Source organism: Marinomonas spartinae (assembly GCF_016461715.1).
GTDB lineage: Bacteria > Pseudomonadota > Gammaproteobacteria > Pseudomonadales > Marinomonadaceae > Marinomonas > Marinomonas spartinae_A.
Map to the genome: position 1 here is coordinate 25399 of NZ_JAEMUI010000021.1, position 20667 is coordinate 46065.

The window sequence follows — 20667 nt, forward strand, 5'->3', positions numbered from 1 at the left end:
AAATTCCTATTATTTTACGGCACCAAATGTCAGGCCTTGGACCAACTGTTTCTGACAGAACCAGCCGAAGATGATGATGGGGGCACAGGCTAGAGTGGAGGCGGCTGATAGCTTGGCCCAGAATAAGCCCTCAGGACTTGAGTAGGAGGCAATCATGGCGGTTAGTGGTGCCGCATTGGTGGCCGTCAGGTTGATGGACCAAAACGCTTCGTTCCAACACAAGATGATGGATAGCAACCCCGTTGAGATGATGCCGCCAACGGACAAAGGCATCACCACCTGGGTAACTTCTGTCCAGGGCGTCGCCCCGTCCATTCGTGCGGCTTCGAGAATTTCTTTAGGCAAATCCTTGAAGTAGGAAAACAGCATCCAGACGATGATGGGCAGATTCATCAGAGTAAAGATAATGATCAGTCCAGTTCGTGTATCGAGCAGTCCATAATCTCGACTTAAAAGATAAATCGGCACCAATACTCCAACCGATGGCAGCATTTTGGTGGATAACATCCATAACAGGATATCTTTGGTCCGCTTGCCTGGGAAAAATGCCATAGAGTAAGCGGCTGGAATAGCAATGATCAGAGCAATGATGGTGGCCCCAAAGGAAATCACAACCGAGTTCATGGCATGGTACAGATAATCGCTACGCTCCTGCACAATAGCGAAATTCTCTAGGGTGGGTTTGAAAAACAGCTCTGGAGGAAAGGCAATGGCCTGAGCTTCTGTTTTAAAGGAAGTAAGAAACATCCAAAAGATTGGGAAAAACAGCACTAAAGCGATTATCCAAGCCAAAGAGCCAATCAGGACGGTTTTGAGCTTTTTTTGTTGAGTAAGAGTCATCACAATCACCTCACACCGTTAAGTTTTTGCCGACGGCACGGATTAAGAAGAAGGCTACAATGTTCGCCAAGACCACAGCTATTAAGCCGCCAGCGGAGGCTGTGCCCACGTTAAATTGCAGCAGAGCTTGGTTGTAAATCATGTAAGCCAAGTTGGTGCTGGAGTAGCCTGGACCACCATTGGTGGAGACATAAATCTGCGCGAACACCGACAATAGAAAGATTGCCTCTATCATGACGACCACGGTAATAGGTCGAGATAAGTGCGGAATGGTCAGGTAGCGGAAAATATGCCAGCTAGTGGCACCATCCATTTGCGCGGCTTCTTTTTGTTCGTGATCTTGTGACTGTAGGGCAGTGACAAAGACCAAAATGGCAAAAGGCAGCCATTGCCAACTGACCATGACAATAATTGAAAACAGCGGGTAGGTAGAAAGCCAGTCAATGGGCGTCAGTCCGAGGCTTTGCCATATCCAAGCAAAAATGCCATAAACTGGATTCATCATCATGTTTTTCCAAACCAAGGCATTTACCGTGGGCATAACAAAGAAGGGCGAGATAAGCAGTACTCGCACAATGCCACGGCCAAAAAAGGGTTTGTCAATCAGGGCAGACAGAGCGACCCCAAGTACGACGGTGATAATCAATACGGACCCAACCAGAAGAGTGGTATTGCCTATTGCGGTAAGAAAGGCCGGGTCCGTTATGAAGAAATCGTAGTTCAACCAACCAACGAACCGAGTTGGTCCCGGATACAGGAGGTTGTAATGAATGGTTGAGAAGTAGATGGTCATGGACAAAGGTATGATCATCCACAAAAGCAACACGATGACAGACGGAGCCATTAACAAGCGAGTGATAGTACGCTTCATGGGGAATCTCTCTCTTATTATTGTTATAAAGGCCAGTAGTAGGTCAGAAAGTCAGGAACAAAGGAGGGTTATTCCTTTGTTCCTAAACAGCAAGGCTAGTAGTAACCCGATGCTCGCATTTGACGTTCTGCAATTTTCTGGGCATTTTCCAGAGCCTGATCCACAGACATTTTTCCGGCCAGAGCGGCGGAAATCATTTGTCCCGTGATCGTTCCGATTGACTGGAATTCAGGAATAGAAACGAACTGTACACCCTTGTATGGAACAGGTTTTAAAGTACTGTCATCTGGGTTGGCAGACTTGATGGCGGTAAACTCCGCTTTCGCAAAGACTGCAGCTTTTTGGAAGTTAGGATTGGCATAAGTGCTTTCCCTTGTACCAGTAGGAACGGACGCCCAACCATAATGCTTTGCAACCAATTTGATGTAGCCTTTAGAGGTTGCCCAACGGACAAATTTTTGTGCATCGGCTTGATGTTTACTGGTAACAGGAATCGCGAGCGCCCATGACCACAGCCAATTAGAGCCTTTTTTGGTGACTTCATAGGGCGCTTGAGCGAAGGCGACTTTGTCAGCGACTTTACTCTCTGTTGGATTCGAGACAAAAGAGGCTGCAATGGTAGCATCCACCCAGATACCGCATTTACCTTGTTCGAATAAGGCAAGGTCCTGATTGAAGTTATCCGAAGTGGCCCCTGGTGGTCCGTATTTTCTCAGCATATTGACGTAGAAGGTAACGGCTTTTTTCCATTCAGGTGTGTCAATTTGTGGATGCCATTTCATGTCAAACCAACGTCCACCGAAGGAGTTGACAATGGTGGTCACAAGGGCCACATTGGCTCCCCAGCCAGCTTTACCACGTAGACAGATACCATATATGCCTTTTTTGGGATCGTTTATGGCTTTGGCCACTTTTTCGATATGTGTCCACTTATCTCGGTCAGTGATTTTCATGCCTGCTTTTTCAACTAGATCCTTACGGTACATCACCATGGAGCTTTCCCCGTAGAAAGGCGCTCCGTAGAGTTTGTCCTTATAAGACAGCCCCTGGCGAATGGAAGGAATCAGGTCTTTTACATCATATTTGCCACTGGTATTGATTGGGGATAACCAGCCGCGTTTGGCCCAAATAGGCGTGTTATACATGCCTATGGTCATGATGTCGTACAAGCCACTTTTGTTGGCAATATCTTGGGTAAGGTTTTGACGTAGTTGGGTTTCTGGAAGTGTAACCCATTTGATTTTGATGCCTGGATTGGCTTTTTCAAACTCGGGGGTGAGTTTTTGCATTTGGATCATTTGACCATTATTAACCGTCGCAACGGTTAGAACAGTGTCGGCGAGGGCATCTGTAGCCAGCATAGTTGCTGCACAAGAGGTCGCTATGACAAGCGCGGTTTTCGCGAAGTATTTCATAGTAGGTCTCTCCCTTCTGGAGTCGTTATTATTTTTATCTCGTTAACCTAGGCTTAGTAATGATGGTTACCAAGTTGTTCAAATATATTCCTAGTGCTATTGACTCTCTAATACAGAAAACACCAATGTTGGTACTATTTTGCTTTGTTTTTACTTTTGTCTGGAAAAATGAGTCAAAAAAGTACGTTTAATTTTTTAGGGACTACCACCGTTCTTGAACAATTAAGTGGTTTTAAGATCTATATCAGGGAATCCGTGTTAGCTATTTTCTGTTTTGCGGCAAATGGCTATAATGAGCCCGATTCTATTTAGGGGAACATTGAATGACTGAAATCACCGCCGATTCCATTGAATTTAAACGTCTTAAAATGCAGTGCCGTCGAGGCATGTTAGAGCTGGATGTTCTTCTTGAACCTTTTCTTGATGAAGTGTATTTAACCTTGGACGAGGAAGATCAGCAGCGTTTTACTAAGCTACTTGCTTGTGAAGATCAAGAGCTGTTTCTCTGGTTTATGCAAAGAGAAGTGGCACCAGATCCAGATCATGCCCGTATTGTTAATATTATTTTGACCCGTGTTCAGCCTGAAAACTACAAGGCTTAACCCTTCTAAAATCGGCATAGCACTTTGGCTTTTGTTTGCTGGGTGTTGTGCTCTTCTCCTTCGTGTTTTTTGGTTTCCTCCGTGGTTTTGGTGGGGACTTTTGATTGTCTTTGTATTTGGCTTCTTAGGTCTAATAGTTTACCGCCGAGCACGCGGCCCCATTTACGTTGGGATTGATGAATTTGGTGCTTTCTGGCAGGAAGAGCAGCGTATAGAACGCTTAACTTTTGTGCGAGTGAATGGGGTTCAGCTGATTGCAACACTTGCGTCCCAAGAAACTAAGCTAAGGCGATTCTTTTGGCCAAGTTATCGTATGATTTATCGAGACAGTGTTCCTTATGAAGCCTATCGTTTGCTGCGCTCCTATGGTGCGCAGCAAATGCTGCGCCAGCATACCAAGAAAGCGCAGGATCAGCCGACAGAGCAAACGTCCACTGATTAGTGAACGTTTGCTTGATTTTTTGGGTGTGAAGAGGTGGCTTGTTAAGGCGTCTTATTGGGGGAAAGGATGGTTGGTTTGCTGTTTTCCAGTTTGTTAGGATAATCCAGCGTGAAATGCAAGCCTCGACTTTCTTTTCGCAACATGGCGGATTGAATAATTAGATCCGCCACCACAGCCAAATTACGTAACTCTAATAAGCCGCTAGAGACTTTGTAGTTTTTATAAAACTCTTGGATCTCTGACTTTAGCAAATCCACACGATGTTTGGCGCGCAGTAAGCGTTTATTGGTTCTGACTATGCCTACATAATCCCACATAAAACGACGCAATTCTTGCCAGTTATGGGTGATGACGACATCTTCGTCTGAGTTGGTGACCTTCGATTCGTCCCAATCTGGAATGACTAGGCCTTCGTCTTCGAGGGGATGGCTAATAATGTGTTTAGCCGCTGACCGGGCAAAGACAATACATTCCAATAACGAGTTGCTTGCTAAGCGATTCGCCCCATGCAGGCCGGTATAAGCGGTTTCACCAATAGCATAAAGATGACTAACATCGGTTGCGCCATTTTGATCTACCACCACGCCTCCACAGGTATAATGCGCCGCTGGCACCACGGGAATTGGAGCCTTGGTCATGTCATGGCCACATTCTAAGCAGCGTTGATAAATGGTGGGGAAGTGCTCTTTGATAAAGCTTTCGTCTTTGTGAGAAATATCCAGTAACACATGATCAATCCCCAGACGTTTCATCTCATGATCAATTGCTCTAGCAACGATGTCTCTGGGGGCTAATTCAGCACGCTCATCAAATGACGGCATAAAGCGCGACCCATCAGGCAGCAATAACCGGCCACCTTCACCACGAACGGCCTCTGAAATCAGAAAGGTTTTGGCTTTGGCGTCATACAGACAAGTCGGGTGAAACTGATTGAACTCCATGTTGCCAACACGGCACCCCGCGCGCCATGCCATCGCGATCCCATCGCCTGAGGCGGTATCGGGGTTGCTGGTATAAAGATAGACTTTACTACTGCCTCCACAGGCGAGAGAAACGTATTTACCATGGAATACTTCGATGACATCGTCGTCTAGGTTCAGTGCGTAAACGCCGATGGCACGACTCTCTCCTGCTAACCCCAATTTTTTAGTGGTGATAACATCAATCGCGACACGGTCAGGAAAAAACTCGATGTTGGGATGGTTCGTCGCATTTTTGATCAGAGTTTGCGAAATGGCTAAACCTGTTGCATCGGCACTGTGAATAATACGTCGATGGCTGTGTCCACCTTCTCTTGTTAGGTGGTATTCTTCGTTATTGCCATAACGTGTGAAAGGAACACCTTGGTCAATCAGCCAAGCGATGCTTTCTTTGGAGTGTTCAACGGTAAAGCGAATAGCGTCCAGATCGCCCAATTCCGCACCAGCGTCAATGGTGTCGGCAATATGAGACTCTATGGTGTCTTCTTCGGATAATACTGCTGCCACACCACCTTGTGCGTAAAGTGTTGACCCTTCGCGAATATCGGCTTTGGTCAAAATGGCGACTTTATAAGTGTTAGCCAGTTCAAGTGCTAAGGTTAATCCTGCAGCACCTGCACCGACGATAACGATATCGTGTTTAAAGTGTCGACTCATTGTAGGCTTCTACTAAAATAGTGTCTGAAGTTTTAATGTTACTATTGTTAAACATAAATAGTGAATACTTTCTAAGAATGCGCTTTATTCTCCAAAAATATACACATTTTAAAAATGCTTGGGGCGAGTCTAATTTTTATGGGAACTCATAACATGTTGCGTTGTCTCTTATGTGTATACAGGCACAGATGTGAAGTATTAATTAGGGGTGCCTATGCTGAGTGAAACGTCCTCTGATCAGGCGTTGGTGGAAAAAGTGCAGCAAGGTGATAAACGCGCCTTCGATTTATTAGTCGCTAAATATCAATACAAGGTAATAGGGCTGATTGGTCGTTATGTACAAGATAAAAATGAAGTGTTAGATATTGCCCAAGAGAGTTTTGTGAAAGCCTATAGAGCGATCGATTCGTTCCGTGGCGAAAGTGCTTTTTATACATGGCTTTATCGAATTGCGGTGAATACGGCCAAGAATTATTTAGTTAATCGGACTCGCCGTCCACCAAACTATGATATGGAACTCGATGATGACGAAACTGAGCATCATCATGATGCACTATTGGATACGGATACTCCCGAGGCCGTGCTCAATCGCGATCGATTAGAAAGGGTTATTAGAGAAACATTAAAGACCTTGCCTGAAGAACTGAGAAGCGCATTAACCCTAAGGGAGTTTGATGGACTAAGCTACGAAGACATAGCACAAATAATGGAATGTCCTGTTGGAACGGTGCGGTCCAGAATATTTCGTGCTCGCGAGGCGCTAGAAAAACACATACGTCCATTTTTAAATGGAGGAGACACTTTATGACGACATCTAAAGAGACTGATCCTGTGATGTTAGACAGTCTTTCGGCTATGTTTGATGATGAAGCCAGTGAGCAGGATTTAAAACGCCTTCTTGAGGCGGATGAAAGCCTTGATAAACCAATGCAAGCGTTTCATTTGATTCAGCAATCTTTGCATCAAGAATTGGCGATTAGTGCGGATGTCAGTGTTAACTTAGTCAGTCGAGTAAGGGCGCAAATAGAACAGGAAGATCAGCAAGCAACGCTGGATTATAACGTGCAAACCTCTACTGTTACCTCGATTGAGCAGGGGAGTTTGGTATCACAACAGACCCTTGTGAAGGGGGCATCGTCTGACGCCATCGAAGATGAAAGCACATCAAAGATAAAAAGCGTTTGGTCCTTATGGCCTTCCTTGGCGACAGCGGCCAGTGTGGCGGTTGTGGTGGTGTTTACTGGCAATTATTTCATGGCACCCGATAATATTCCTACGCAGGTGGCAACCGTAGAGACTCCGCAAACCAATGTGACGCTGCCAGTGACGACCTTGTCTGAGCTAAATAAGCAGCCTCTTGATGCAGATAATCAGCGCTTGCAGAGTTATCTACGTCAACATGCAGAACAAGCCACGATCAGTGCGGGTCAAGGTATCATTCCTATGGCGCGTCTTGTTAGCTATCCAACGGAAGAGTAAACATGAAGCAATTACGGATGTGGCGTGTTTATCTACTGTTAGTGTGTTTTGTACCCGTTTTTGCTCAGGCAGAAGTGACTCAGCCTGATGCTGCTCAGTTGTTTATTGACATGTCTAAGTCGTTCTCAGAACTCAGTTATGATGGCATTTTTGTGCATTCTGAAGAGAATCAAATGAACAGTATGCGGGTGAAACACGAACGTAAAGAAGGTAAAGAATACGAAAGTCTTGTCGATCTTGATGGTCAGAAGATCAAAGTTCTGCGCATCGGTGATACAGTAATTTGTGTTTACCCCAATGAGTCGTACTCTAATAAGTTAACCCTTGGGAAGGCACCGTTTGATCGTTTTAAGCAGTTGGATGTTGATCGGTTAAAACAGGGTTATCGATTAGAACTGAGCGATAAAATGGGGCGGATTGCCGGTCGAGATGCGCGTGTGTTGAAATTGGTACCCAAAGATGACTATCGATATGGTCATGAGCTATGGCTGGATAATAAAAATCATTTTCTCCTGAAACATGATATTACGGATGCTAGTGGAAAATTATTAGACCGGATACAGTTCACCGCAGTGAACTTTCATCCAAACTTGAAAAGGTCTGATTTTATCCCTAAAAAAGGGGAATATTCGGAAAAGTTGACAGAACCCATGTATCGCGCTGTGAAAAGTCAGTGGACATTTGATTGGTTGCCTCCTGGCTTTGCTCTGGTTTGGCCTAATGCTAGGGCCATTCATCAGGGCTCTACGATGCTTCTCTTGTCCGATGGAATGGCGAGCATTTCGGTGTTTGTGGATGCTGTGAATAAGCCCAAGAAAGCAACGATGATGAGTATGGGGGCGACTATGGCAGGAGAAAAAACAATCAAAGTAGGCAATCAGCTTTATTTGGTGACAATGGTTGGTGAAGTGCCAAGTATAACCATAGAGAAACTCATGTCCGTTTTTAGACCAAAGGCAAAAGATAAACCAAAGGTAAAAGAATGATAGAAGAAACGGGAACCGTACTGTCCGTTGAAGAGGGTTATGCGGAGGTGGAGACCATTCGTACTAGCAGCTGTACCTCTTGTCGAGCGCGTCACGGTTGTGGACACCACGCGATTGCGCAGGTGTCTGCCAGTAATCGTATGCGTATGCGTGCGACTGCCCCATTTGAAGTTGAGGTGGGGCAACGCGTTGTGGTTGGTATTCCTGAAGATACCTTGTTGCAAGCGTCTTTTTGGATGTACTTAATGCCTTTGTTGGGATTAGTGGGTGGCGCCATGATTCCCTCTTTATGGCAGGCAAGCAATGATGTATCGGTAATTTGTTCTATCATGGGGTTTGTTTTTGGGTTATTGCTAGCAAAGAGAAAATCGCTCTCTGAAATAAATAACCCTAATTTTTACCCGACCGTTTTACGGATAGAAAGACCCTTACAGGACGAACATATTCCATTAATTTTTACGCCTTAAGTGTAGAACCTTCTTCACCTGGCACTGTAATCAACTTGATATGTCTTAAGGAGACCAATCAATGAACAGATTGCTTAAACAAACGAGCATCGGTGTCGTCATGTTTATGATGATGTTTTCCATGTTCGCCAAAGCTGCTGAGCTGCCTGATTTTACGAAACTAGTGGAAAAGGCGGCTCCGGCTGTCGTTAACATCAGTACTGAACAGATGATATCGACAAACGTTGCGTCGCAAGATGGGCCGCAGCTTGATCCAAATAATCAAGCACTGAACGAGTTTTTCCATCGTTTTTTTGGCCAGCAACCTTTCCCCGGTCAACCTGGTGATCCACAGGCTCCTAGACAAGAAGAGCGTAGCTCTCTAGGGTCAGGGTTCATTATTTCGCCTGATGGCTATATTTTAACTAACGATCATGTTGTGAAAGGCGCCGATGTAATTCATGTGACCTTGAGCGATCGTCGTGAGTATAAAGCCAAATTGATTGGTGTCGATGCGCGTACTGATTTGGCCCTGTTGAAAATTAATGCGAAAGATTTGCCAACCGTTAAAATGGGCAATTCTGATACTTTAAAAGCAGGTCAATGGGTCGTAGCAATTGGTTCACCATTTGGCTTTGATCATACTGTCACAGCGGGTATTGTGAGTGCGACAGGCCGTAATCTCCCCGATGATAATTATGTTCCCTTTATCCAAACCGATGTGGCCATTAACCCAGGTAACTCAGGTGGTCCACTGTTTAACTTAGATGGACAAGTTGTGGGGATTAACTCACAAATTTATACCCGTTCTGGTGGTTTCATGGGGATGTCCTTTGCGATCCCATCTAATGTGGCCATGTCTGTTGTTAAACAATTAAAAGAGCACGGTAAAGTGTCTCGTGCTTGGTTGGGTGTATTGATTCAAGATGTGAATTCGGATTTAGCACAATCCTTCGGTTTGGATCGTCCACATGGTGCGTTGATTAGTCGTGTTATGCCAAAATCGCCTGCTGAAAAAGCAGGGCTACAATCCGGCGATATTATTTTGTCCTTCAACGGCAAAGAAATTAATCACTCCAGTGCACTGCCTTACATGGTTGGTCAGCTAAAAGCGGGTGAAAAAGTGACGATGGATATTTTCCGTGATGGAAAAAATAAAACCATTTCTTTAACGCTTGAGTCACGTCCTGCCGATAAGCACAAAACAGCAGAGTCTGTTGCTGAACAAAACCGTTTAGGCATGGTGGTTGGTAATTTATCTACAGATCTAGAGAAAAAGCTTGATATCAAGCAAGGTGTAGTTGTCGAACAAGTGATCGGCGGAGCCGCTTCTCGTAATGGGTTAGAGCAAGGTGATGTGATCACTATGTTAGATGGTAAACAGATTAAAGATGCTCAAAGCTTCTCTGACATTGTGAAGAATATACCAGATAATCGTCCGGTTCCAATGCGTGTGATTCGCCAAGGTTATCCAATGTTTATTCCATTTAAAATTGGCAAATAAAGGCTTGGCTAATCATTAATTAGGTTCTTATTTAAGCGAATAGCTTTCACAGAAAACCCCTCATATTGATTCAATATGAGGGGTTTTTTTAGGCTCAAAAATGGTGTGTTGTACACTGGGGCACTTTTTGATGTCAGCACCAATAGAGAGGATTTGCCACTTGTAACGAGAGGTGATAAGCCGTATCTGTGTTATTTTGATTAAAAAATGAACTAAAATAGTGCGTTTTTTTGATTTTAACATCTATTTGAGTGCATTTTTTCTTGCTACTTGCCTTTCCTATTTGGTTCAATACCGTCCCTTGAACTGGCAATAAACGCCTCGCCAGCAATTTTATCCATTTCTAGGAGTTTTGTTTTGCTTGTACAAATAACTGATTTACTGTGGAGCTATGTTCTGATCGCATTGCTCATTGCTGTTGGCCTTGGTTTTACTCTGTCGTCCCGATTTGTTCAATTCCGCTTTTTTGGCCGCATGTTTTCTGTCTTATTCAGTAAAAAAGAAGTAGCTAAGAATGGTCAGCTGACGTCTTTTCAAGCTCTCGTGCTGTCTGTTGCTGGGCGAGTAGGTGGCGGTAATATAGCGGGTGTGGCGGTCGCTATTACCATCGGTGGTCCAGGAGCGATTTTCTGGATGTGGCTGGTGGGGTTAATGGGAATGGCTACCAGCTTTTTTGAATGTACCCTAGCACAAGCGTATAAAACGGCAGAACCTGACGGCTCTTTCCGTGGTGGTCCAGCGCAATACATTTCTCGCGGTATTGGGGCGAACTGGCGTCCATTGTCCATTGTGTACTCTATCTTGTTATTGATTACATTTGGTGTGGCCTTTACTGGTGTTCAATCCTATGCAGTTGCTACGTCGTTACAAGATGCCTTTCATATTCCTCTAAAAGTGAGTGGATTGGCTTTAGCCGTTGTGATTGCTTTGATTATCTTTGGTGGGGTAAAGCGTATTGCGCGTATTGCTGAAATCCTTGTGCCTGTGATGGCCATTGGTTACTTATTGTTGGCATTGATTGTTTTAGTAATGAACGCGACGGCTATTCCCCATGCTCTAGAACTTATCGTGCAAAGCGCGTTTGGTTTAGGCCCAGCTGTCGGCGGTGGTATGGGCGCCGCCATAATGATGGGAATGAAACGTGGCTTGTTTTCTAATGAAGCGGGTTTAGGCAGTGCGCCAAACGTGGCGGCGACGGCTTTTGTTCCTCATCCTGTAAACCAAGGTATCGTACAGTCCTTTTCTGTCTTTATTGATACCATTTTGCTTTGTACTTGTACGGCATTGATTATTCTACTGGGCACCAATTACGATCCTTCTAGCACTAATATTGGGGCTGGCGGTGTCGCGTTAACTCAGGCGTCTTTAGCGACCCATCTTGGCGAGTCAGGCCGTATTTTTGTCAGTATCGCGCTTTTGTTATTTGGCTTTAGTACGATTTTGTATAACTACTATTTGGGTGAAAACAGCTTAGCTTTCTTGTTCCGTAGGGGAAAAGGGACATTGGCTGTCATGATCTTCCGTTTAGCGGTTATCTTACTGTGTGGTCTTGGTGCGGTGGCCGACTTAAACTCTGTCTTTGCTTTTTCTGATTTAACCATGGGGCTGCTTGCGGTTGCCAACTTGACGGCATTGATTATGCTATTCAAAAAAGGCTTACGCATTCTGAAACACTATGAGGATCAATTGAAAAAAGGTGTAGATAGCCCTGTTTTTTCTGCAGCGGATCTTCCTGAGTTAAATTTAGATGATAAGGCATGGCCTGTTCAGGCGACTCAGAAAAAGTAAGCTCGAATTGGGCGATTTATCTAACGAATAGCCAGTCCCTATTCGCGAAAATAGGATCTAAAAAAAACCGCTCTGAATCATCAGGGCGGTTTTTTGCTTTTGCGATCAGCGTTTTCCTTAACGAATAGTTTTCACAAATATTTTTGAGTTTCGTTGGTAGTTATACAGCGCTTGTTTTTTGGCTGGTAATGTTGTTATCGATGTCTCACTAAAGCCACGCTCAATAAACCAATGGGCGGTTCGTGTCGTTAAGAGAAACAAGGTGCTCAAGTTTTGTTGCTTTGCGGCCTGTTCAATGCCTTTTAATAGTCGCTCCCCGCGATTTAATCCACGGTAATCGGGCGATACTGCTAGGCAGGCCAGTTCCCCCGCATTTTCTTGCTCAAATGGATAGAGCGCCGCGCAAGCCACAATGGCACCATCTCGTTCGATGACGATAAAACGATCAATTTCATTTTCCAGTAATTCTCGTGAACGGCGAACCAAAACGCCTTTCTCTTCCAATGGGGCAAGTAGAGCCATCATGCCACCCACATCATCAATGTGAGCGGGACGAAGTTGCTCATAACTGTCTTCGTCTATCATGGTACCTGCGCCTTCACGGGTGAACAGCTCTCTGAGTAAGGCACCGTTTTCGTTGTAAGAGATCATGTGGGCTCTTGGGACATGTTGACGAACGGCGGCGACACAGGCCTCTAAAGCGACTTGAGTGAAGTGTGGTAGGGTATTGTTTTGTAAAATGATTTCAGCATCATGGGCGACTAGTTCAGAGTAGAGTGCTCCCTCAAGGTCGAAAACCCCTTCTTCTTCCGAATAGATGATGAGCTTGTCGGCTTTAAGTTGTATCGCTGCTTGTACGGCAACGTCTTCGGCTTTTAGATTAAAGACTTCACCCGTTGGTGAAAAACCAAGGTGAGGCAACAGCACCATGTTATCGTCTTCAAGCAGACGAAAAATGGCGTCGGAGTCAATGCGGCGTACTTCTCCGGAATGGCCATGGTCAATACCGTTTACCACGCCCAGTGGACGTGCGATGACATAATTGCCACTGCACACTTTCAAACGAGCCCCTGCCATAGGCGTATTAGATAAGCCCATGGACAATTGGGCTTCTAACTGCACACGAACGGCGGCTGAGGCTTGGATAATGTCTAACAACTGTTCTTGTGGAGTAATACGATAGCCATCTTCAAAGACGCTAACTGCATTTTTTTGTGCTAAAGCTTTATCAATTTGGGGGCGAGCGCCTTGAACGAGTACGAGGCGAATGCCTAATGAATCCAATAGAGCTAAATCATGAATAATGCTGGAAAAATGATCACATTCCAGTGCTTCTCCTGGAATTAAAATAACGAATGTTTTTCCCCTATGGGCATTAATATAAGGAGAGGAGTGGCGAAACCAGTCCACGTAATTGAGTTCTTCAGACACGGTCTTCCTCGTCTACGTTGTTAAATGGGTCTATCTTAGTTTGCTTATGGTGTTTGTCGATAGGTGGTGTGTTTGCTTTAATCAGTTTGTTATCGACTGTTTGTAGGCAATAGCGATGAATTAATCCTTTTAGAATATGTTGCATGGGTTTTATCTGATCTAGCGCCATAAACTCGTTTGGCTGGTGCGCTTGGTCAATGGAGCCTGGACCCAATATTAAGGTCTCGATGCCAAGTTGATTTAAAAAGGGGCCCTCGGTACAAAAAGCGACACTATCACCTGTTTGTTGAGTCAGTGCTTCACAGGTTTTTAAAATATCTGAGTCTGTAGACGTTAAGAACGAAGGAATGTCTTCAAACAAGCTGCGCATTTCGATTGTAGTGCCCGTTGTTTCTTCGATTTTGGGTAATATCGTTTGAATCTCTTCCATCAAGGACTGGTTACTCATTCCAGGTAAAGCGCGTAGGTCAAAGTCCAGTTCACATTTTCCACAGATACGATTTGCACTGTCGCCGCCATGTATACAGCCAAAGTTCATGGTTGGGTAATCAATGACAAAACTGGCGTCGCGATATTTTTTCTTCAATTGCTGGCGAAAGGTCATCAGTTCAGACATGACCAGATGCATGGCATCCATGGCGTTATTACCAAGAGCAGGATTGGATGAATGACCAGACTGTCCTTTAATTTGAATACGTTCCATCATAATGCCTTTGTGGGCATAAATGGGTTTGAGCTGGGTGGGCTCGCCGATCACCGCATAACGGGCTTTGATTTTCTGCTGGTTGACTAACGCACGAGCACCGGACATAGAGGATTCTTCATCTGCAGTGGCGAGGATAATTAATGGCTCTTTCAATTGGCGCAAATCCATATCGCGCAGGGTGTCGATGACCACGGCAAAAAAGCCTTTCATATCGCAACTGCCTAACCCATACAGTTTGTTATCTCTTTCTTCTAATGAAAAAGGATCGGATTGCCAGCGGCCTTGGTCATAGGGCACGGTATCAGTATGACCTGACAATACTAAGCCGCCTTCGCCATGGCCAATGGTGGCAATTAAGTTGACATTATTGGGCCGGTTTGGAATTGCCATGACCTCACAAGAGAATCCCAAAGAAGAAAGCCAGCTTTCTAGCAGCTCAATGACTTTTTTATTTGACTGATCCCAGCTGGCTTGACTAGAACTGATAGAGGGCGATGCAATCAGTTGAGACATCATGGTGATGAGTGGCGGTGGAGTGTTCACAAACTATCCTCGATCAAAGTGATAACGCTAATATTACTACTGTAGGCTGGGCATCTGATACACTTAGACAAAAATTAAGTTGTCTCTGATGTGATAGGGCGTCAGAAGTAGATGAGGTTAAGAAAATATGGCTACCGAGCTAGAGCTTAAGCTAATGGTTCAGTCCGAGTATCTCCAGTCTGCGAGTGAGTTTCTTGATGAGATTTGCAAACACGCTAGTGAGACAAGCTCTCGTCAACCTACACTCTCTTTGATGAATGGCTATTTTGATACGACCGAGGAGACCCTAATGGAAGCGGGGGTGGCATTGCGTATTCGGTCGGTGAATCAAGAATATATTCAGACATTGAAAACCCGAGGCAGTAGCCGAATTGGCATGCACGCCCGTGGCGAATGGGAATGGCGTGTTCCTAATGGGCAGTTAGATCTATCCTTGCTAAAAGCCGTTCCTTTACCAGAGTCGTTAGTGGACTTATCTTGGGGAAAAGATCTAATTGAGGTCTATCGAACGGATTTTGAGCGTCAAGTCTGGTTGATAGAAGAGCAAGGCACTCAAATGGAAGTAGTGTGCGATCAAGGGGTTGTCACCTCCCCCTTTGGTGAAGCACCTATCTGCGAATTAGAGCTTGAATTAAAGTCAGGTGATGATAATGGCTTATACGAATTCGCTAATAAGTTAGCCCAACAGGTTCCTGTGCAAGTGAGTACAGTGTCAAAAGCGCAGAAAGGGGTTCGTCTTAAGCATGGACAGATTCAATTTCCCGATAAGCCAAACAGTACAATGACGGAATTGGATTTAGCCGTATATTGGTACGAATGCTGGTTAGTTTATTGGGAAGCCATGTTTTATATGAAAGATGACATATTGATTCAGCCCATTCGTCATTCGTTGGTTCAACTGGCTTATTATCTGTCGTCAGAATTGAAGCAAGAGGTGCTGCAATTAGAGAAAGTATTATTGGCAGCGTCCTCGGAATATGAGGAGGATCTGCTCCCTCATTTTGGAGGTATGAAGCAAACTGGCATTGTCATGTTAAAAGTAGGTCAATGGCTCAATCAGGCATCGGTCCATTAGATTGCCATGCAGCTGATCCAGCAGAGTGCTTGCTAATTCTTTTATCCATAATAAAAAATAGATACTTTTACATGATGTACTCCCGTAGGCATTGTGTAAAGGCTTAAACCATGAAGAAGGAATCTCCTTTGACCCCGCTTGTGAAGAACACTGCTTACCCTGTTTATTGTGAACAACATCCTAATCGATCGACGCTTTACGAGGCGATTCAAGAGTCTAGAGAGCGTCGCGGGTTGACTCTTCTTAATCAAGAGCAAATCGATCGTTTAGAACCGCTATGGTTGTTAAGTGACTATCTGCATCAGCAATGGGTGCGCTTTCCTCATTGGTTAGACGATCACTTATGCGAGACAATGTACCTGCCGCAACCATCCTATGAAGCCATGATGGCGGGAGAGGACTACTTTGCTCGCGATGCCGACATGGTTAAAGAGGAGTTGCCGCAAGAGCAAGAGTCAGCGGGGCTGGATGAGCCGGGGTTAATGAAGCGCCTGCGCCTTTATCGACAGTGGTGGATGACGCGTTTGATCGCGCTGGATCTTCAGCAGCAGATTTCTCTAAAGGACTTAACCAGTAAGCTAAGTGCTCTAGCCGATGCCACGGTCAAGACCAGCTTAGCATGGAGTGTTGGCTATTATCAGGCACTTTATGGTCACGCGTTGGATCATACAGGCAAAGTACAATCTATGATTGTCATTGGCATGGGCAAACTCGGAGGTAATGAACTTAATTTATCGTCGGACATTGATTTGATCTTTGCCTTTCGTGAGCACGGCGAGACTCAAGGAGGGAAAAAGAGCCTCTCCCATCAGGAATACTTCACGAAACTTGGGCAAAAGTTAATTCAACACTTAGATCAGGTCACTGCTGATGGTTTTGTCTTTCGTGTCGATATGCGCTTGAGACCATTTGGTCAGTCGGGGGCGTTGGTGCTAAATATGGACTCCTTGGAGCAATATTACCAAGATCAAGGGCGTGATTGGGAACGCTATGCCATGATCAAAGCGCGAGTCATGGCGGGTGACCAGCAAGATATTGCCGAGTTCGAAGCCTTACGCAAACCGTTTGTGTATCGAAAGTATCTCGATTTTGGGGCGATTGGTGCCTTGCGTGATTTAAAGCAAATGATTGCCAAAGAAGTGCGTCGCAAAGGGATTGAACACAATATCAAGCTGGGAGAAGGCGGCATTCGAGAAGTTGAGTTTATTGCTCAAGCCTTGCAAATCCTCCATGGTGGACGAGATCATGGATTGCAAAAGCCTGCTTTATTGTCTGTTCTGCCTTATCTGGAAAAATATCGTTATCTTTCCTCAACCGATGTTGCCACGCTCACACAAGCCTATCTTTTATTGCGTCGTACCGAACATGCATTGCAAGCGTATCGGGATGAGCAGACACAGCTTATACCTGAGGATGAGATGGGACGGACTCGCCTAGCGATTATGGTGGGTTTTGATTCTTGGCAAGCATTAAACGATGAACTGTGGCGCCTGCGCCATCTCGTCAATGGAATTTTCTCTGAGCTGATTGACGATGGCGAAGAAAGCAGTGAAGAGGTGAAACAGCAAGAAAACTGGCGTTTGTTGCTGAAAAATGCCAAGGATCAAGAAGCCATTGCTGATGCGATTGCTGATATACAGTGGCAGGATAGAGAAGCGGCTGTGAATCGGTTAAGTGTGTTTTTAAGCTCAAAAGGCGTGGTCTTTATGCAGCCCATTGGGCAGGAGCGTCTATCGGTTTTTTTAGCCGCCTTTGTATCGGCATTAGCAGAAGAAAGCGCTCCTGATATTATTTTAGAACGGATTATCCCCATTCTGGATGCGGTATTGCGCCGTACCGCCTATTTGGTCCTATTGTGTGAAAATCCCACGGCCATTACCCATTTAATGAGGTTATGTCGTGAAAGTGCTTGGTTTAGTGAAGTGATTTCCAGCTCCCCAGCGTTACTGGATGAACTACTAGACGCAAATACCTTATTCTCGCCTCCTAGCAAATCCATGTTAAAAGAAGAGTTACAGCAAATTCTGCTGCGGCTTCCAGAAGACGATGAAGAAGCACAAATGGATGCTTTAAGACGCTTCAAACGATCCATTACTTTACGGATTGCGGCCTGTGACATCACAGAAATCTTGCCTGTTATGAAAGTGAGTGATCACTTAACTTGGTTGGCAGAAGTCCTGTTAGAGCAAGTATTGCAGCAATCCTGGTGGCATTTGACCCACAAGCATGGTTTTCCTGTTCAGGATGGGGATCCGGTCAACTCACCACAATTGGCGATTATTGGTTATGGGAAGTCTGGTGGTTTGGAGCTAGGTTATGATTCCGATTTAGATCTAGTGTTTGTTCACGATGCCCAAGCCAATGGTTACACAAATGGCGACAGAAGTGTCGATCATTTAACCTTTTACACACGGCTTTGCCAGCGTGTTATTCACATGCTGACCAGCTTTACTGCAGCAGGCCGATTGTATGAAGTGGATATGCGCTTACGTCCGTCAGGTAATTCGGGATTATTAGTCAGTAGCCTGGAAGCTTTTAAAGACTATCAGCAAAAAGAGGCATGGGTGTGGGAACATCAAGCACTAACCCGTGCTAGAGCATTAGCGGGTGATCAGGGTTTGATGGCTAAGTTCGAAGCTTGTCGTAAGTTAATTATTGGCTGTGAACGAGATCGTGTTGAGCTCAAACAAGAAGTCATCAAGATGCGTGAAAAAATGCGTGCTCACCTGGATTCCGGTGGGAAAGAGAAGGGCTTTGATTTGAAACAAGGCGCCGGTGGGATTATTGATATTGAGTTTATGGTGCAATATCTCGTGCTGGCTTGGTCCTATCAATACCCAGAATTAATGCGTTATTCGGATAACGTTCGCCAACTAGAAGCGGCGGCCAATGTCGGTTTGATCGCCAATGAAACGGCCCTAGAAATGACGCAGACGTATACTTTGTACCGTGCTTTGAACCATCGTTTGAATCTTCAAAAGCAAGGGCGGGTTGTACAAAGGGATACCTTGGAGAGCAATCAGGCGTTAGTGAATCGTCATTGGGATGAATTCGTGAACAAGGCGAGCTTATAGAGCTGTTGGTTTATAGTGTCACTCAGTGAAGATTTTCTTTTTATTATCAGTCGAGTAGACAAGCAAAGCGCTTAGTTAAAATAAATTGATCGTAAAATGAACAGTTTTCGACTATAATGGTCATATAAGAAACGGAAAGTATTTTTTTAATGACGTTTGGGAGGTTGTTATGGATGGTATCAGTGGCGCAAGTGCCGCCGCATCGTATGCCAGAGAAGCCTACACTGCGAAGCTGTCTCAGGATGCTCAAGTGCAACAGGGTCAACGGGCGCTTGAACTGTTAGCGAGCACTGACAGTAACCCAAAGGCCAATCCTACGCCAGCCGCTAGCAGCGGCAGCCATATGACAACAGATAATCTTGGGCAGAATATTAATATTAATGTCTAAAATAGGTTAGGTTCTAGGTTACAAAAACTTCGAAGTAATTAACAAAAACTCAATGCCAAAAAAGCCAGCTTAATTAGCTGGCTTTTTTGTTTTTGTGTCCTGTTCTGAAATTGTTTTATCTCAACAGAGACAAATGAATGACGATTAAGCGGTTGGCGTCTCTTCGATAGAGGGCAAAGGCTGATCATCTATGGCAGCTTCAAAGGCTTTTAGACGTTTGTAAATAGAGAGCAATTCAACAATCGTTGTCCAAGAGCCGACTAAGAACTGAAATGAACTTTCTACTTGGTTAAAGGCATTGCTAATACGCTGGAAGATACCAAGAGTAATTGTGCCAGCAATAATGGTAGGACCTAAAGCAATAAGAGGCACTAGGACTCCTGCCTGTAAATAACCATATCGGACGATGTTGAAATACAAGTAGTTTGCATAGAGGCGGAAATAGTTTTTTCTCACATTGGCGAAGAGTTCTGTCAAAGTAACAGGCTGAGCTCTTTCTTCATAGTCTTCTCCATATACCAGCTCCTTACGATAAGCCGCCTCAACTCGCTGGTTTTTAAACTCAAGGCCAGGTAAACGAATACCTGCGATGGCTAATAAGGCGGTTCCTATGATCGACCATAATATCGCAACAAAGATAAGGGATTGTGGCACAGCGCCAATAAGAGGTAGCTCTTTAACATGGGCAGATAACATCCATAACACGGGTAAAAAGGCTAACAACGTCATAATAGAATTTAAAAAGCTCACCCCTAGACTCTCCATAATACTGGCAAAACGCATGGTATCTTCTTGAATACGTTGTGATGCCCCTTCTATATGGCGAACTTGTTGCCATTTAGAGGTGTAGTATTGTGTCATGGCTGTACGCCAACGAAAGACATAGTGACTAACAAAAAAGTTATTGAGTACAGCGACAGTAATGCCAACCAAAGCAATGGTAATAAAGGTTGAAAGTTGAGAATAGAACTGCGTTGCAGTGATGTTGTCTGGGGCACTTAAGGCTTTTTGAATCAGGTCATAAAAGCTTCCGTACCATTGGTTGATCATCACGCTGATCTGCACTTGGAACCAAGTAATAAAGACAATTAACCCCGAGCCTATCACTGACCATTTAGCCCATTTTTGTCCACCAAACGCCATCCATCCACCAATAAAAATAGCGTAGCAAACGGCCATATATTGATACAGCCAAACATCTAACGCGTCTTGCTGTTGACTAGCGAAAGCGGCTTGTGCGGCGGCGTTCGCGCCTTTGGATAAGGCATCAGGAAAATGTACGCCAAATAACGAGCCTAAGCTTAATAGGTGACCTAGGTCTTGAATTTTTGCATACCAGCTAATGACACAAACAAGGGCCCATAGGACGAAACTTAGAAAAAATAATTTGGGTTTGGGAAAGAAGGATAAAAACACTATTTGGTTTCTCTATAAAGTTCA

18 protein-coding genes are annotated in these 20667 nt (G+C 44.7%); 11 read left to right on the top strand and 7 right to left on the bottom strand.

What is annotated here, in order from left to right; translation table 11 throughout:
• Positions 1-9: 9 nt before the first annotated feature.
• The 3 genes from JHD45_RS17395 to JHD45_RS17405 all read right to left on the bottom strand — a co-directional run bounded on the left by JHD45_RS17395 (position 10) and on the right by JHD45_RS17405 (position 3126).
• Complete coding sequence (locus JHD45_RS17395; RefSeq protein WP_199477771.1) at positions 10-840, bottom strand: carbohydrate ABC transporter permease; 831 nt, start codon at positions 838-840, stop codon at positions 10-12.
• 10 nt (positions 841-850) lie between these two features.
• The gene (locus tag JHD45_RS17400; protein WP_199477772.1) at positions 851-1711 is read right to left on the bottom strand and encodes a carbohydrate ABC transporter permease; all 861 of its coding nucleotides are present in this window, start codon (positions 1709-1711) and stop codon (positions 851-853) included.
• Positions 1712-1806: 95 nt separating this feature from the next.
• Positions 1807-3126 carry an ABC transporter substrate-binding protein gene (locus JHD45_RS17405; RefSeq protein ID WP_199477773.1) on the bottom strand — a complete coding sequence of 440 codons (1320 nt, stop codon included), beginning with the start codon at positions 3124-3126 and terminating at the stop codon, positions 1807-1809.
• 323 nt (positions 3127-3449) lie between these two features.
• Between JHD45_RS17405 and JHD45_RS17410 the strand changes: the two genes are divergently transcribed.
• Positions 3450-3728, top strand: coding sequence for a succinate dehydrogenase assembly factor 2 (locus JHD45_RS17410; protein WP_199477774.1), 279 nt, complete (start codon positions 3450-3452; stop codon positions 3726-3728).
• Positions 3700-4170 carry a protein YgfX gene (locus JHD45_RS17415; RefSeq protein WP_325097334.1) on the top strand — a complete coding sequence of 157 codons (471 nt, stop codon included), beginning with the start codon at positions 3700-3702 and terminating at the stop codon, positions 4168-4170. Before JHD45_RS17410 ends, JHD45_RS17415 begins: the two co-directional genes overlap by 29 nt.
• Before the next feature lie 41 nt (positions 4171-4211).
• On the opposite strand, the gene nadB is transcribed toward JHD45_RS17415, so the two are convergent.
• The gene (gene nadB, locus JHD45_RS17420; RefSeq protein WP_199477776.1) at positions 4212-5807 is read right to left on the bottom strand and encodes an L-aspartate oxidase; all 1596 of its coding nucleotides are present in this window, start codon (positions 5805-5807) and stop codon (positions 4212-4214) included.
• A gap of 214 nt (positions 5808-6021) precedes the next feature.
• Here nadB and rpoE point away from each other — a divergent pair, with 214 nt between their 5' ends.
• The 6 genes from rpoE to JHD45_RS17450 all read left to right on the top strand — a co-directional run bounded on the left by rpoE (position 6022) and on the right by JHD45_RS17450 (position 12010).
• The gene (gene rpoE, locus JHD45_RS17425; protein WP_325097335.1) at positions 6022-6615 is read left to right on the top strand and encodes an RNA polymerase sigma factor RpoE; all 594 of its coding nucleotides are present in this window, start codon (positions 6022-6024) and stop codon (positions 6613-6615) included.
• Positions 6612-7286, top strand: a complete 675-nt coding sequence (locus JHD45_RS17430; RefSeq protein ID WP_199477777.1) for a sigma-E factor negative regulatory protein — start codon at positions 6612-6614, stop codon at positions 7284-7286. Before rpoE ends, JHD45_RS17430 begins: the two co-directional genes overlap by 4 nt.
• Positions 7287-7288: 2 nt before the next feature.
• Positions 7289-8272 carry a MucB/RseB C-terminal domain-containing protein gene (locus JHD45_RS17435; RefSeq protein WP_199477778.1) on the top strand — a complete coding sequence of 328 codons (984 nt, stop codon included), beginning with the start codon at positions 7289-7291 and terminating at the stop codon, positions 8270-8272.
• The gene (locus tag JHD45_RS17440) at positions 8269-8739 is read left to right on the top strand and encodes a SoxR reducing system RseC family protein (RefSeq protein ID WP_199477779.1); all 471 of its coding nucleotides are present in this window, start codon (positions 8269-8271) and stop codon (positions 8737-8739) included. Before JHD45_RS17435 ends, JHD45_RS17440 begins: the two co-directional genes overlap by 4 nt.
• A gap of 61 nt (positions 8740-8800) precedes the next feature.
• The gene (locus tag JHD45_RS17445) at positions 8801-10222 is read left to right on the top strand and encodes a DegQ family serine endoprotease (protein WP_199477780.1); all 1422 of its coding nucleotides are present in this window, start codon (positions 8801-8803) and stop codon (positions 10220-10222) included.
• Between the two features lie 357 nt (positions 10223-10579).
• Positions 10580-12010, top strand: coding sequence for an alanine/glycine:cation symporter family protein (locus tag JHD45_RS17450; RefSeq protein WP_199477781.1), 1431 nt, complete (start codon positions 10580-10582; stop codon positions 12008-12010).
• Between the two features lie 117 nt (positions 12011-12127).
• On the opposite strand, the gene argA is transcribed toward JHD45_RS17450, so the two are convergent.
• Positions 12128-13441: an amino-acid N-acetyltransferase gene (gene argA, locus JHD45_RS17455; RefSeq protein ID WP_199477782.1), complete on the bottom strand. Its 1314-nt coding sequence runs from the start codon at positions 13439-13441 to the stop codon at positions 12128-12130.
• On the bottom strand, positions 13434-14690 hold the full coding sequence (gene argE, locus JHD45_RS17460; RefSeq protein ID WP_199477783.1) for an acetylornithine deacetylase: 1257 nt from the start codon (positions 14688-14690) through the stop codon (positions 13434-13436). Before argE ends, argA begins: the two co-directional genes overlap by 8 nt.
• A gap of 127 nt (positions 14691-14817) precedes the next feature.
• Between argE and JHD45_RS17465 the strand changes: the two genes are divergently transcribed.
• From JHD45_RS17465 to JHD45_RS17475, 3 genes are all read left to right on the top strand, one after another.
• Positions 14818-15765 carry a CYTH domain-containing protein gene (locus JHD45_RS17465; protein ID WP_199477784.1) on the top strand — a complete coding sequence of 316 codons (948 nt, stop codon included), beginning with the start codon at positions 14818-14820 and terminating at the stop codon, positions 15763-15765.
• Between the two features lie 110 nt (positions 15766-15875).
• The gene (gene glnE / locus JHD45_RS17470) at positions 15876-18839 is read left to right on the top strand and encodes a bifunctional [glutamate--ammonia ligase]-adenylyl-L-tyrosine phosphorylase/[glutamate--ammonia-ligase] adenylyltransferase (RefSeq protein ID WP_199477785.1); all 2964 of its coding nucleotides are present in this window, start codon (positions 15876-15878) and stop codon (positions 18837-18839) included.
• Between the two features lie 169 nt (positions 18840-19008).
• Positions 19009-19227 (top strand): hypothetical protein, encoded by a 219-nt coding sequence (locus JHD45_RS17475; RefSeq protein WP_199477786.1) that lies wholly within the window; start codon positions 19009-19011, stop codon positions 19225-19227.
• Between the two features lie 144 nt (positions 19228-19371).
• Here JHD45_RS17475 and sbmA read toward each other — a convergent pair whose 3' ends face one another.
• A complete protein-coding gene (gene sbmA / locus JHD45_RS17480; protein WP_199477787.1) occupies positions 19372-20643 on the bottom strand; it encodes a peptide antibiotic transporter SbmA in 1272 nt (423 codons plus the stop codon).
• Positions 20644-20667 lie beyond the last annotated feature (24 nt).